The following is a 15,235-nucleotide window of genomic DNA, read 5'->3' on the forward strand; positions in this document are numbered from 1 at the left end:
GTATTCACGAGTATCCTTTTGTTTATAAAGTCATCTTGACTTTTTAGTTTTTCGTAAACACTTTAACTAGCTGAGCAAAAAAAAAGCACCTCACTTTTTTTTATCCTAAAAAACTTATCTAATTAATTTACAGTATTTTATGTTTAAAATAATCTATTGGGGCAAATTTGCAATGCTTGCTAAGGCCCGTATTCATAAACATTAGAGCGAAATCCTTCAACACTTCTTCAACATTTCCCCATGATTGCTCCATATAGAGGGCTGGTTATTGAAGCAGTCTTGAAGAAGTGTTGAAGCATTGTTGAAAAAATCATATCCTCTATAGTATTAAAGAGGTATATGGGATACTTGGTTCTACCAATCATTTTAGGCACTTCTATTCAAAAAGATCATTGAATATTTATGTGAGTAATTTTTAAAAGGTGTAAAAATAAAATGGTTGCAATGAACTAGATGAGCGACAATAAGATGAAGACATCAGCAGTGTTTAGTTTTCTTAAACTTCTATATCTCTTAATGTTTTTCTATTTAAATCTTCTTTTTGGAAGTGTTAGGGGCGGAACTATATCTAGTTCTACGCTATCTATGTCGAGTACTTGGTACACGGCGTTGTAGGCTTTGTTTATTTAGCGATACAAATTTCTGTCCCCTTTCTATACTTTTACAAAAATCAAGATGGCCTTAATAATTAAGTTACTTAGCTTATTGATAAAAGGATAAAAGTAAAAGAAAACTTTACACATACTTAAAAGTCTGGTAACCTTAAATGCTCGATAGTAATTTAATTTTGTCATAGGTAGAAATGATAATTAACATACAAGCTGTATATGTTCAAAGGTGCAATTTTAAGAGTAGTAGTATTTGTAAGCATTATTCTAGTTTTTTACGCTTGTAGCCAACGTCTTATTGGTTTAAATGAAGAGAGGATACATCCCGTTTTTTCTTCTGAGTCTACATTTAAAAAAGCTAAAGGAGTTGCTATTTGGGAGAACAAAGCAGATTTTAGCAAAAGTTTGATTATAGGAAGTGATGAAGGAGGCTTATATGTTTACGATCTAGATGGCAAATTAGTTAATAAGCACTTAGGACTAAAGAAAGCAAATAGTATTGATATAGCTTATGATTTTATATTGGATAATCAAGTTATTGATATTGTTGTTATAGGTGAGCTTGAGCGAAAAAAAGTAAGAGTATTTAGCTTACCAGATTTGATACCTATTGATGTAAGAGGGATTGATGTTTTTGATAATGAGGGAAAATCAGAAGTCTTATTCGACTTAAGTTTATTTAAAGATATTGATACAGTAGGAAATGTAAAGCAGTATGTATTGGTAGCAAGTAAAACTAATAATCAAAATGAATATTTTCGACAATATGAACTTATCGATAATGGAAGAGGCAGTGTAGAAGGAAAGTATATAAGAAAGTTTGGTCAACATATTAGTAATAATAAAAATGTCTCTATTAGTGTAAATGAAAAGGATGGCTATGTTTATTATTGCGATAACGGAACGGAAATAAAAAGGCATACTGCCTCACCAGATATTATAGATGAAAAGTCTAATGTTACTCTTATTGATAAATTTGATTTTGAGATTGGAAATATGAAGTTTGTTAATCGTGAAAATGATTATTTACTACTTTCAAATGTTAATAATAATACATTCCTATTTTATGCTAAGGAAGGCAAGGGTGAAAAAGGAAAAGATATAAAGTTTAAACTATTGGAAGAGCTATATTTATTGACTAAACAAAGTAATGACTTTGCAATTTCACTAAAGAATTTTGGTGGGAAGTTTTCAAGAGGATTGTTTATTGGAAAAGGGGATGATAGAAAATATCAGTATTATGATTTAGGTCTAATTAGTGATTATATTGCTTTACAATAATTAAGACCATTGTATTATATAGAGTGTTTAAGAAAAATTTGTTTTTTTTGGTTTTTGTCAATTAATGCCTAAGTAATTGTAAAAGGGATAGGTGAATAAATTAGGCTATTTTGAGTTCTTTACTGTGAAAAAGGCTGCCCTACGGCAGCCTTTTTTGGCGTGTTTTGTTGTTTGAGAGTTTGGCTATTTAGCAACACTATAATAATTTGGCTGTTAGTTGATTGAGAGAATTGAGAGAAACTCTTAATCTATCTATTATAGTATTGTTTTTTATTTCCATCCTCCTCCAAGAGCTTTGTATAATTTCACTCTTGAAAGGAGTTTGTTTTGCTTGAATTTGTTTAAATTTAACTCACTATCAAGCATATTTTTTTGTGCATTAATTACCTCTATATAAGTTGCATATCCACTATTAAAAAGCAAGTTTGACTGTTTTACCCCTAATCTAGAAGTAGATACTTGTTCTTCTGCTATTTCAATTTGTTCATCTACAGTATTTGATTCCACTAATGCATCAGTTACTTCTGTTATAGCAGTATAAACAGTTCTTTGTAAATCAATCTCCGCTTGTGTACGCTCTATTTTTGCAACTTCAAAATCAGTTTTTAGTTTTCTTTTATTAAAGATAGGAGCTGCTAATTTTCCTACCACACTTCCAAATAATGAACCAGGTATGTTAAACCAATTTTCACCTAGCATACTATTTAATCCACCTGCTACATCAATGGATAGAGAAGGATATCTGCTTGTCTGTGTTACTCCAACTATAGCATTTTTAGCTTTTAAATCTAATTCAGCAGCTTGGACATCTGGTCTTTGGCTTAGCATATAAAGTGGAACACCAGTAGTCAAGGTTTCATTAATTCTTACATCTGCAAGTTTTGCGTTTCGTTCAATATTATTAGGAAGTTGACCTGTTAACAATGATAACGCATTTTCTTGAGCTGCAATTTGCTGTTTTAAAGAAGGTATTAATGCTTTAGCAACTAACATCTGGTTTTTTGTTTGTTGAATCGCTAAAGAGGTAATTTGACCAGCATCTCTTTGTAGCTGTACAATCTTCAATGTATTCTTTGTCAATTCGTAGTTAGTTTCAGCAACTTCCATTTGTGCATCAAGCAACAGTAAATTGTAATATCCTTCTGCAATTTGCGTAATTAACTCTGTTTGTACAGCTTTTCTTGCTTCATGCGTTTTTAAGTATTCAGCTAAAGCAGCAGCACTTTGACTTCTTATTTTACCCCAAATGTCTAATTCCCAGCTTAACCCCAATGTAGAAGTATATTGTGCAGAATTGACATACATATTTTCAGGTGCATCTTTTCCTTTATGCTCGTAATATTTAGATGCAGGTGATCCATAATAATTTTTAGATCTATATTGGTAACTTACATTTCCTGCTTCTAGGCCAAGAGAAGGGAGCCACTCTAGCTTTGCTTGTCGTGCTTTCTGATCAGCTATTTCAATATTCTTGATAGCATCTTGCAAATCAAAGTTATGTTCTAGTCCTTTTTCTATTAATGTAATTAATTGTTCGTCCTCAAAGAAAGTCTTCCAATCAATATCTGCTATTCCAACAGAATCATTTTCTGCTCCTAGTGTATCCTGACCTCTGTAAGAGTCAGGAATATCTAGTTTTGGAGCTTTATAATTCGATTGGGGGGCACAAGAGTTTAATAGTATTGCTCCTGATACCAATGAAGTATAAAATGTATATGTTAATATTCTTTTTGAGCTTTTCATTTTTATAGTCTTAATCGTTAGTAATTTTAGCCTTTAGTTTCTCATCCCAAGTTTGGAAGATGAAGAATAGTACTGGAATAATAAATATTCCCGTGATCACTCCGAAAATCATACCTCCTGCAGCACTAAAACTAATCGAATGGTTACCTTGAGCCGATGGTCCTACCGTAAACATCAAAGGTATTAATCCTGCGACGAATGCAAAAGAGGTCATTAAAATTGGTCTTAAACGCATTTTAGCACCTTCTATCGCTGCATCAAATATCGACAATCCTGTACGTCGCTGTTGCAAGGCAAATTCTACAATAAGAATGGCATTTTTTGCAAGTAATCCAATTAACATAATCAATCCTACCTGAACATAAATATTGTTTTGTAGCCCTGCCAAGTTGACAAATAAAGCTACCCCTAATAAACCAGTAGGTACAGTTAATAAAATAGCAACTGGTAATAAATAACTTTCGTATTGAGCACATAGTAGAAAGTAAACGAAGATAATACTCAACGCAAAAATCATTATTGCTTGATTACCTGAATCTTTTTCTTCTAATGACATTCCTGTAAATTCATATGAATAGTTACCAGGCATTTTAGAAGTTACTTCTTCTATTGCTTTCATTGCATCTCCAGTACTATAACCTTGAGCAGGATTTGCTTTTACTGAAATAGCATTGTATAAGTTATATCTTGTAACTGTTTGTGGACCCAATACTTTTTTCAGTTTTACTAATGTATTTGCAGGTAGCATTTCACCATCTTTATTCTTAACATAAATGGATTTAAAGGATTGAGGATTTTCTCTATACTCAATATCAGCTTGCATATATACTCTGTAAGTACGTCCAAAACGATTGAAATCACCCGCTTTTACACGACCATAATAGTTTTTGATTGTAGTCATTAACTCTTTAGCACTAACACCAAGAGACTTTGCCTTAACGTAATCAATTTCTAATAGGTATTGGGGAAAGTTAGCTTTAAAAGAAGTAAACGCATTGTCTATCTCAGGGCGATCGTTTAATTCTTTAATCACTTCATCTGCAGTTTTACTAAATTCATCAAAACCACCTCCCATTCGATCTTGCAATACAAATTCTATTCCACCAAAGTCACCAAAACCTTGAATAGTAGGTCTAGGAAATACGTTAAAAGTAGCTTCATTTATTTGTGATAAATCAGTCTGAATATCAGATATAATCTTGTCAATATTCTTTGTTTTTCCTCTTTGTTTATAAGGTTTTAAGTTAATATAACCTACTGCAAAAGAAGGACTCGCATTACCGTCGATTGTATTATAACCAGATATAGCTGTCATCCCTTCAATATCCGTTCTTTGTTTTAAAATACTGTCTGCTTTAGCTAATACCACTTTTGTACGTGCTAATGATGCACCTGGAGGCATCGCTAAAGAGTATGTAATGAAACTGTCATCTTCTCTTGGTATAAAAGCAGATGGTGTTTTGTATAAAAAGAATACTCCTATACCAATTATTAAAGCTAAACCTGAAATAGCAACTTTTTTGTTTTGTATTAATTTTTTTATTGTTGCTACATATTTATTTGTAAACGCATCAAATGCAGTATTGAAAGAGAAAAAGAATTTTCCACTAACGCGTTGTACTACATTTTTATTTTTATTGGCTACATATTCATCACCAGATGGTTGTTTTAGAAACAAGGCACATAATGCAGGACTTAATGTTAATGCATTTACAGCTGAAATTAAAATAGCAAATGCTAATGTATAAGCAAACTGTTTATAGAATATTCCCGCAGGCCCTTCCATAAATCCAACAGGTAAGAATACTGCTGACATTACTAAAGTAATAGAAATAATCGCTCTAGTAATTTCACTCATGGTAGAAATCGTTGCTTCTTTAGCTTTCATACCCGTCTGATGCATTTTTTCATGTATGGCCTCTACCACTACAATAGCATCATCCACCACAATACCAATGGCTAGCACTAAAGCGAACATTGTAAGAACGTTTATAGAGAATCCCATTAGATACATGAAAAATAATGTACCAACCAATGAAATTGGAATAGCAATAGCTGGGATAATTGTAGATCTAAAGTCTTGTAAGAATAAGTAAACGATGATGAATACTAGAAAGAATGCTTCAAATAAAGTACTTCTTACTTGACTAATTGATTCGTCAATTTGATCTTTTACAGAGTAACTGATTTCATAATGTATTCCTTTAGGAAAAGATGTAGAAACTCGTTCTAATACTTTTCTAACCGCAATATCAATATCCCTAGCATTAGAACCTGCTGTCTGTGTAATATTCATTGTAAGACCAGGATAACCGTTTACACTATTATCACTACCTACATTGGACGCTCCGAATTCAACTCTAGCAACATCTTTTAACATCAAGACTGAACCGTCAACATTCGTCTTGATCACTATATTTTCATATTCCTCCGGAAGACTGAATCTACCTTTGTGTTTTAATGCCGTTTCAAATGCTTCTTCAGAAGTCTCACCGAAATTACCAGGGGCAATTTCAAAGTTTTGATCTTTTATTGCCGCAATTACATCTTGAGGAGTTAAGTTATATAAAGCTAACTTTTCTGGGTTTAACCAAGTTCTCATTGAGTAATCACGTGCTCCAATACGCCCTACTGATGCAACACCAGGTACACGAAGTAATTCACGGTTGATATTAATCTGTGTATAAGCCTGTAAGAATGTCTCGTCATAGATTTCTTCTGGGTGATCACTATAGAAGTTAATCGTCATAATATTACCACTCTGACGAGGAGTAACAGAGATCCCATTTTCGTTTACTTCTGATGGCAAATCACTTGCCGCTTTACTTACACGGTTTTGTACGTTTACTGCTGCTTGATCTGGGTCAGTTCCTGCTTTAAAAAAAACGTTAATCGTACCCGAACCACTATTACTTGCTTTTGAACTAATATAGGTCATATTATCAACACCATTGATTGATTCTTCAATAGGTAATAATACACTCTGTGCTACAGTCTCAGCGTTAGCTCCAGGGTATGAAGTTGAAACTGTTACACTCGGTGGAGCAATTTCAGGGAAACGTGTAATTGGTAATAATGTTAACCCAACTAACCCTAATAATACGAACATAATCGATATTACAGTCGCTAGTATGGGACGGTTTATGATGGTTTTTAACATAATATCTTTTTTTGCAAGGTGAGTTTATACTTGTTCTTTCTTTTTTTCAAATAAAGTAGAGGCATTAATTATTTTATAGGTTTTACATACATCCCTTCAGTTAATTTGTCGAAGCCTGTTTTAATTACGCGGTCTCCTACGTTTAAACCTTCAATAACAATAAAGTTACTGCCAGAAACGCCATCTAATTCAATAGATTGTAGTTTTACTTTATCTTGATTATCAAGTATATATACAAATGTTTTGTCTTGTATAGAAGTGGTAACTTCTTGTGGAATAAGAATTACACTAGGTTTGGTTTCTTTTAATTTTACAGTACCAGTGTTTCCTGATCTCATCACGTCTTTTGAGTTAGGAAAAGAAGCACGTAAAGAAATAGAACCAGTATTTCTATTTACTTGTCCATTGACCATATCTACTTTACCCTTTTCAGCATATTCATGTCCATCTGCTAATATTAAAGTTACCTCAGGAAGAATTTGCCCAGATGAAGTAATATTTGTGCTATCTGGTTTTTTGTCTTTGCTGAAATATAAGAAATCAGATTCACTCATTCCAAAATAAACATATACTTCACTAACGTCTGACAATACAGTTAATGGTTCTTTGTCACTTTTTGAAACTAAGTTACCTATACGCTTTGGGATTCTTCCAATATATCCACTTACTGGTGCTTTGATAGTTGTATAATCTAAATTAATTTGAGCACTAGCAACAGCTGCTGATGCTTTAGCTAAGGAAGCTCTAGCAATCTCATAGTTTGATTTAGCTGTTTCTAATTGTACTTCAGCGATTACTTCATTATCAATAAGAGGTTTTAAACGATCAATCTCTAGTTTAGCATTTTTAAGTTTAGCTTTTTCTACATTTTCAGTAGCAATCATATTGTTTAATATCTCTTGGTAAGGTTGAGGGTTAACTTGAAATAGAGGTTGTCCTTCTTTTACAAAAGAACCTTCATCTATGAAAATTTTGTCAAGTATTCCTTCCACTTGTGGACGGATCTCAACGTTTACTTTACCTTCTATATTTCCAATGTAATCTTTCACTGTTATAGCAGTAGCAGTGTCTACTTTAATTATAGGTAATGCTAATGCATTTTCTTTAGGATCGAGTGTTTTAGAAGAACCAATGTTACAGCTATTGATACCTATTAAAGTTCCAATCATTATCAATGCTGAAATAGCTACTAAAACTGTTTTTTTATTTGTAATCATATTTATTAAATACTTTAATGTGTGAAGGTGAGAAAAAATTTCTACTCTAAGTCTAATTCAATATAAGTGCCAAAGTATGTTTTGAGGTAAATAAATCTATAAAGAATTGTGTGTAAATATTTGAAATTTAGAAATTTAAGCTTGTTTTTGCTGTTTGTAATAATTTTTTCTCTGCAAAAGTAACGCTAATTTAGGTTTTGAAAAAGTGTTGCTTTTCGTGGAGGCGTTCTACACTGTGGATATTGTGGAATTATAGAACTTTAGTAAAATGTATCACTTTGTTCACATTTATTTTGTCTTTTAAGCTAATTATAGAAATTTATGTTAACAAAAGTATTTGGGAGTGCAGTATTTGGAATAGAAGCCACTACTATCACAGTAGAAGTACATATTGATTCAGGCATTGGATATCATCTAGTAGGATTACCTGATAATGCAATTAAAGAAAGTAGTTATCGCATCGCTGCAGCCTTGAAAAATACAGGATATAAACTACCAGGTAAAAAGATAACAATCAATTTAGCACCTGCAAATTTGCGAAAAGAAGGTTCAGCATATGATTTAACATTAGCAATAGGTATTCTTATTGCTTCCAATCAAATAACTCCTGTTAAAGAAGTAGATAAATATATAATTATGGGAGAATTATCATTAGATGGAAGTGTTCAGTGTATAAATGGTGCTTTGCCCATTGCTATAAAAGCTAAAGAAGAAGGATTTAAAGGGGTGTTTATACCTAAAGAGAACCAGAGGGAAGCAGCAATAGTGGAAGGGTTAGACGTATATGGGGTCGAAAATATAAAAGAAGTGATAGATTTCTTGGAAGGAAAAATACAGTTAGAGCCATTTTATATTGATTTTGAAAAATTCTTTAATGAAAATACTGAAGATTGTGATATAGATTTTAAGGATGTAAAGGGGCAAGAGAGCATTAAACGCGCTATGGAGATTGCTGCAGCTGGTGGACATAACATAATCTTGATTGGACCACCAGGTTCAAGAAAAACAATGTTGGCGAAAAGATTAGCTAGTATTTTACCACCTATGACTTTAGATGAAGCATTAGAAACCACAAAGATACACAGTGTAGTAGGTAAAGCTAAAGATTGTGGATTAATGAAAAGCAGACCCTTTCGCAATCCTCACCATACAGCGTCCTCTGTTTCTTTAGTAGGAGGAGGGAGTTATCCTCAGCCTGGTGAAATATCACTAGCTCACAATGGTGTATTATTTCTTGATGAACTACCCGAATTTAAAAGAGAAGTATTGGAAGTAATGAGACAACCTTTAGAAGACCGTGAAGTAACAATTTCTCGTGCTAAATTCACCATTACTTATCCTTCATCTTTTATGCTTGTGGCAAGTATGAATCCGAGTCAGAGTGGATATTTTAATGATCCAGATGCTCCGATGCGTCCCTCACAAGCAGATATGCAAAGATATATAAATAAGATATCTGGACCTTTGCTGGATAGAATTGATATTCATATTGAGGTAAACCCTGTTCCTTTTGAAAAATTATCTGAAAAACAATTGGCAGAACCTAGTAAAGCTATTAGAGAGCGAGTTATTGATGCTCGTTAGATTCAACAATTAAGGTTTAGCGATAACAATGGTATTCATTATAATGCACAGATGACGTCCCCTTTAATACGTAAATATTGTGCATTGGATGAAGTGTCATTAAAATTACTAAAGACAGCTATGGAGCGTTTAAATTTATCAGCAAGGGCTTATGACAGAATTCTTAAAGTAGCTAGAACAATAGCTGATTTAGATAATCAAGCTCAAATATCTGCACAACATATAGGGGAGGCAATCCAATACAGAAGTTTAGATAGGGAAGGTTGGTTAGGCTAGTACAACTAGAAAATATAAAAAAAGGTCGAGCAAATTGCTCAACCTTTTTTTGTATTATTTTTCTTCTTCCGGATAATAACCTATCGTTTGTCTATATAAAGTGAATATAATACAGAACAAGTAGGGAAGTGTAAAAAATATTCCAACTAAGAATATCAATAGTCCTGCGCCTACCAAAAAATAGTTTAGTAATAGAGTGAAAATAATAGCTAAAGGCTGTTTATTAACTACTTGAATACTATTTTTTAGAGCAACAAAAGGAGACTGTTTGCCAAATATAATTAATGGTGTACTAAAAATAATTAGTGTATTTATTAACCAATTAATAGCCATAGCTACAAGATTAAGTCCTTCTGACTGTAATAAAAATATAATAGAAGAGAACAATATAGAAACTACAAATTGCGCAATAAATACATAGAGTCCTCTTATAGAAGCAAAGTATTTAAATGCAACAAACATACTTGAACGCTTTCCAACATAAGCATTTGCTGACATTTTTATAAAACCAGCAGAAAAAACGCTTGTAATTGCAGTAAAGATTGTCATTACAAGTAGATAAATACCCATCCCTTTTAAAGAAAGTGTAAAAGGATTAAAACTTTGTAATTCTTTTAAAACAGCTTCTGTATTTTCTCCATATACTTTTACCAAAATAGAAGATATTAAAAAAGAAGCTAAGAAGGTAATTAGCATTAAACCTGCAGATGCTGAAAAGAATGTTTTTTTGTAGTAAATAAAGGCTTCGGACATCACATTAGCTGTTGTAATATTTATGCCATTTTCCTTTATTTCCTTTAATTGTTCATTTGTTTTATTCATAGTAGAAAACTAGAATTATTCTAGTATTTTTTAATGTTTATTTTAAATTATCAAAAGTGTTTCCTTGCTTGATGTCACCAGTGTTAAATCCTTTCATAAACCACTCTTTACGCTGTTTAGATGTACCGTGTGTAAATGAATCTGGATTTACTTGTCCCGATACTCTTTTTTGTATAGCATCATCACCAACTGCTTGAGCTGCGCTTAAGGCAATGTCTATATCTTTTGGCTCTAGATATTTTTGATTGTGTTTTGCCCAAACACCTGCATAGAAATCAGCTTGTAATTCTAGGCCTACAGATAACTTATTTGCTTCTTTTTTACTTTTGCCTTGTTGTAGTTGATGCACCTTGCTATTTGTTCCTAATAGCGTTTGAACATGGTGACCTACTTCATGGGCAATAACATAAGCAATAGCAAAGTTACCACGCTCTGCTCCAAATCGATTGTGCAATTCTTCAAAAAAGCGTAAATCCATATAAACGGTCTCATCAGCTGGACAATAAAAAGGACCTACATCAGCAGTAGCACTTCCACATTTTGTATTCACTCGATCATCAAAAAGTTCCATTTTAGGTTCGCGATATTGCATTCCATTTTCTTGAAAGATTTTATGCCATACATCTTCAGTATCTGCAAATAAAACAGCAACCATTTTACCCATTTGTTGTTCTTCTTGGGATAATTGTCTTGTTTCAACTTGTTCTGTTTGTTGCCCGGCACCTATTTGTTCAATAACAGGTGCAATTTGCTTTCCTGTTTCACCTCCAAATAAATAAAGCAAAACTGCAATTATTCCAACTAATCCACCACCAAGGGCAGTTTTACCTGCAGCAGATTTACCTCTGCTATCAGTTACGTTTTTACTTTCTCTACGGCCTTCCCATTTCATAATGATTTTTTTAGCAAAAATAGTAAAAATAGTGATGTTTGAAGAATTAATAAGAAAAGGGCTACTTCACATTATGAAATAGCCCTTTTATTCATTTTTATTAAGGTAAGTTAATTACGCCATTGTAGTAAATACACTTTGTACGTCATCATCTTCCTCTATTTTTTCTAGTAATTTATCTACATCAGCTTGTTCTTCTTCACTAAGTTCTTTAGTAACTTGTGGAATTCGATCAAATCCTGAAGATAATATTTCTATTCCTCTGCTTTCTAGTTCTTTTTGTATCGCACCAAAACTTTCAAATGGAGCATAAATCATTACACCTTCTCCATCTTCATCTTCGAATATTTCATCAATACCAAAATCAATTAACTCTAATTCAAATTCTTCTAAATCTCTATTTGGATCAAAAGGTATTCTAAAGTTACAAGTATGATCAAACATGAATTCAACCGATCCTGAAGTACCTAAAGTACCATTGCATTTGTTGAAGTAACTTCTAATGTTTGCTACTGTTCTGTTGTTATTATCAGTAGCACATTCAATAAGGAAAGCGATTCCGTGCGGACCATATCCTTCGAATATTACTTCTTTATAATTTTCAGTATCTTTATCAGTAGCACGTTTTATAGCACGTTCTACGTTATCTTTAGGCATATTAGCTGCCTTAGCATTTTGTATAACAGCGCGCAGACGAGAGTTAGATTCTGGGTTAGGTCCACCTTCTTTAACAGCCATTACAATGTCCTTACCGATTCTTGTAAACGTTTTTGCCATAGCAGACCAACGTTTTAGCTTACGTCCTTTTCTAAATTCAAACGCTCTTCCCATAATAATTGTTACTTAATTTTGTTTGTGCAAAAATATAGTATTATTCAAATATATCATAAAAAAAATGGGAGCTTATTTTTAAACTCCCATCCTCTTTGATTATTTTTTATAAAAAGGTGTTTTTATCACTTTTGCTTCAACATCATTTTTACGAATGCGAATATAAATAGTACTACCTTCTGTTGCGTATTCTACTGGAACATATCCCATACCAATTCCTTTGCCTAATGAAGGTGATTGAGTACCAGAGGTTACTTTTCCAATTACGTTGCCTTCTGCATCTACGATTTCGTAGTCATGTCTTGGAATACCTTTTCCAATTAGTTCAAAACCAACTAATTTATTTTTAAGTCCTGCTTCTTTTTGAGCTTTTAAAATATCAGAACTAATAAAATCTTTAGTGAATTTAGTAACCCAACCTAGACCAGCTTCTAGAGGTGAAGTCTCATCAGTTAGCTCATTTCCATAAAGACAGTATCCCATTTCTAAGCGCAATGTATCTCTAGCTGCTAATCCTATAGGTTTTATTCCCCAATTTGCACCTGCTTCAAATACTTTATTCCAAACAGTTTCTATATCTTCATTCTTAACATATACCTCAAAACCTCCTGAACCTGTATAACCAGTAGCTGAAATAACAACATTTTGTATACCTGCAAAAGTATCGATTACAAAGTTGTAGAATTTAATGTCAGCTAAGTTTACAGAAGTTAAGCTTTGCATAGCTTCTATTGCTTTAGGACCTTGAATAGCTAAAATTGAATAACCATCTGATAAGTTTTCTAAAGTTGCATTTACATCATTATGATTAGTAATCCAGTTCCAATCTTTTTCAATATTAGAAGCATTTACTACCATTAGGTATTCATTATCTTTAACTTTATAAGTAATAATATCATCAATTACTCCTCCTTTTTCATTAGGAAAATAGCAGTATTGTGCTTTACCGTCTACTAGAGTTGATGCATCATTTGAAGTAACTTTTTGAATTAAGCTTAATGCATTAGGTCCAGAAATTTTAAAGATTCCCATGTGAGAAACATCAAATACCCCAACACCATTTCTTACTGTTTCGTGTTCTGCATTAACACCTTCATATTGTACAGGCATTGAGAAGCCTGCAAAAGGAACCATTTTTGCTCCTAAATTCTCATGTATGTGATTTAAAGTTACTGTTTTCATTGTGTCGTTAAATAATATTAATAATTAGGTGCTAAAGTAAGTTTTTTTAGGATATTAAAAAACAACTGATAGGATAAACTGCTTATGAAGAAAGTGAATTAATAAAAAAATCTCTTGGACATAACACAACATGTTCAAGAGATTTAGTGATATTTAAAACATCGACAAAATTAAGTTGATTACGCAGGTTGCCAACTTAGTAATAAGTGTAATCATAATACTGTATTTAGGTGAATTTATAAGATAATAGTGTTTGGTTTAAATGTTTAGTTATTAGTGGTTTAAATACTACTATATTTACAAACGTCCAAAGTCCAAAAAATAGTATAACCACGGAGTAGATAATTATTTGATTAAGTCGTAATTGTCGTTCAAGTATTACAAAAAGCAAGTTTACTAGTGGATAAATACAACCAATGAAAGGTATACTGAACCCTTGCAATGCAATTTTGAATAAGAGAAATTTTTTTGGAATTACCTTTGCTTTCTTTTTTATAGAATAATACCAATGAATACCATAACCCAAATGTAAAATAGAAATTACTATTAAAATAGCTATATAAATTTGAGAGGAATCATTTGGGAATTTTATTCCAATTAAGAATAGCATTGAGAGTAAGGCTACAATGCATATTATTTTAGGGGATGAAAAATAATTTCCAATAGCTTTGAATAACTCTTTGTAATAATACCAAGATAATTGTTTTTCTTTTTTCTCTACAATCTCACTAAATCCAAATATTCCAAACTTTTTGAACTCTATGTTTAATGCTTGTTCAAATGGTAGCTGATTGTCCTCTTCCCATTGCTTTTCAATTCCATTTGCTAAATGGTCGACAAGTTCTACTTCTACATCGTAATATTCAACATAGTGCTTTTGTACAAACTGATGCAATACCTCTATTTCTTGGTTGGTTAGTTTTTTCATAGCAATTAGGTAATTAATCGTCGTTTAATTTTTTCTTTTTCTTTATCAATTAAAGGTGATATAAAGCTTATGCTTAAAAAGCCCCATAATAAAGTAATTAGCATTAATAGTGAAATTGTAAAAATTGATTGATGCATAATTGAAAAAAAGAATCTGAAATAAACAAAAAACATTATTGTTGGAAAAGCTATAAATTGACTTTTAACTTTATTCAATAGCCACCTTTTGTTTTCATTTTTAGCTTCTTTTTTTGTTTGTATATAATTGTACAGTAGCCATGAAATCATGAAAATAAAAACACAAACTATAAATACATCTCCAATATCTCGAACTGCAAAGTTTTGTGACAGATAGTGCATACTAATGTATATAACACCAAAAAGAGCAATTGTTATTAAAATTTTATACCATGAAAAGAACTTCTTAAGCTCACGTAATAATATTTTGATATAGGAAAGGGTGATATTTTGTGTTTTCATTGAAACCAAATCACTAAATCCAAATATTCCAAACTTTTTAAACTCTATGTTTAATGCTTGTTCAAATGGTAGCTGATTGTCCTCTTCCCATTGCTTTTCAATTCCATTTGCTAAATGGTCGACAAGTTCTACTTCTACATCGTAATATTCAACATAGTGCTTTTGTACAAACTGATGCAATACCTTTATTTCTTGGTTGGTTAGTTTTTTCATAATCATTCGTTTGTTTTTT

10 protein-coding genes and 1 pseudogene are annotated in these 15,235 nt (G+C 32.1%); 2 read left to right on the forward strand and 9 right to left on the reverse strand.

Annotated elements, in window-relative coordinates:
* Positions 1-827 precede the first annotated feature (827 nt).
* Positions 828-1,889: a phytase gene (locus RH98_RS04520; protein ID WP_010250992.1), complete on the forward strand. Its 1,062-nt coding sequence runs from the start codon at positions 828-830 to the stop codon at positions 1,887-1,889.
* A gap of 270 nt (positions 1,890-2,159) precedes the next feature.
* Here the strand turns inward: RH98_RS04520 and RH98_RS04525 are convergent, their stop codons facing one another.
* The 3 genes from RH98_RS04525 to RH98_RS04535 form a co-directional block, all read right to left on the reverse strand.
* On the reverse strand, positions 2,160-3,632 hold the full coding sequence (locus tag RH98_RS04525) for an efflux transporter outer membrane subunit (protein WP_010250994.1): 1,473 nt from the start codon (positions 3,630-3,632) through the stop codon (positions 2,160-2,162).
* A 10-nt stretch (positions 3,633-3,642) separates the two neighbouring features.
* Positions 3,643-6,792 carry an efflux RND transporter permease subunit gene (locus tag RH98_RS04530; protein WP_026038742.1) on the reverse strand — a complete coding sequence of 1,050 codons (3,150 nt, stop codon included), beginning with the start codon at positions 6,790-6,792 and terminating at the stop codon, positions 3,643-3,645.
* Positions 6,793-6,860: 68 nt separating this feature from the next.
* On the reverse strand, positions 6,861-8,009 hold the full coding sequence (locus tag RH98_RS04535; protein ID WP_010250999.1) for an efflux RND transporter periplasmic adaptor subunit: 1,149 nt from the start codon (positions 8,007-8,009) through the stop codon (positions 6,861-6,863).
* Between the two features lie 321 nt (positions 8,010-8,330).
* Between RH98_RS04535 and RH98_RS04540 the strand changes: the two are divergent.
* Positions 8,331-9,869: pseudogene (locus RH98_RS04540) on the forward strand (YifB family Mg chelatase-like AAA ATPase).
* 54 nt (positions 9,870-9,923) lie between these two features.
* Here the strand turns inward: RH98_RS04540 and RH98_RS04545 are convergent.
* The 6 genes from RH98_RS04545 to RH98_RS04570 all read right to left on the reverse strand — a co-directional run bounded on the left by RH98_RS04545 (position 9,924) and on the right by RH98_RS04570 (position 15,216).
* Positions 9,924-10,691 carry a DUF2189 domain-containing protein gene (locus RH98_RS04545; protein WP_010251001.1) on the reverse strand — a complete coding sequence of 256 codons (768 nt, stop codon included), beginning with the start codon at positions 10,689-10,691 and terminating at the stop codon, positions 9,924-9,926.
* Between the two features lie 37 nt (positions 10,692-10,728).
* The gene (gene ypfJ / locus RH98_RS04550) at positions 10,729-11,583 is read right to left on the reverse strand and encodes a KPN_02809 family neutral zinc metallopeptidase (protein WP_010251003.1); all 855 of its coding nucleotides are present in this window, start codon (positions 11,581-11,583) and stop codon (positions 10,729-10,731) included.
* A 114-nt stretch (positions 11,584-11,697) separates the two neighbouring features.
* Complete coding sequence (locus RH98_RS04555) at positions 11,698-12,414, reverse strand: YebC/PmpR family DNA-binding transcriptional regulator (RefSeq protein ID WP_010251005.1); 717 nt, start codon at positions 12,412-12,414, stop codon at positions 11,698-11,700.
* 99 nt (positions 12,415-12,513) lie between these two features.
* A complete protein-coding gene (gene gcvT / locus RH98_RS04560) occupies positions 12,514-13,596 on the reverse strand; it encodes a glycine cleavage system aminomethyltransferase GcvT (RefSeq protein WP_010251007.1) in 1,083 nt (360 codons plus the stop codon).
* Between the two features lie 226 nt (positions 13,597-13,822).
* Complete coding sequence (locus RH98_RS04565) at positions 13,823-14,524, reverse strand: hypothetical protein (RefSeq protein WP_010251009.1); 702 nt, start codon at positions 14,522-14,524, stop codon at positions 13,823-13,825.
* Between the two features lie 5 nt (positions 14,525-14,529).
* Positions 14,530-15,216 carry a hypothetical protein gene (locus RH98_RS04570; RefSeq protein ID WP_026038743.1) on the reverse strand — a complete coding sequence of 229 codons (687 nt, stop codon included), beginning with the start codon at positions 15,214-15,216 and terminating at the stop codon, positions 14,530-14,532.
* Between the last annotated feature and the right edge of the window lie 19 nt (positions 15,217-15,235).

The organism is Myroides injenensis M09-0166, from assembly GCF_000246945.1.
Taxonomy (GTDB): Bacteria; Bacteroidota; Bacteroidia; order Flavobacteriales; family Flavobacteriaceae; genus Flavobacterium; species Flavobacterium injenense.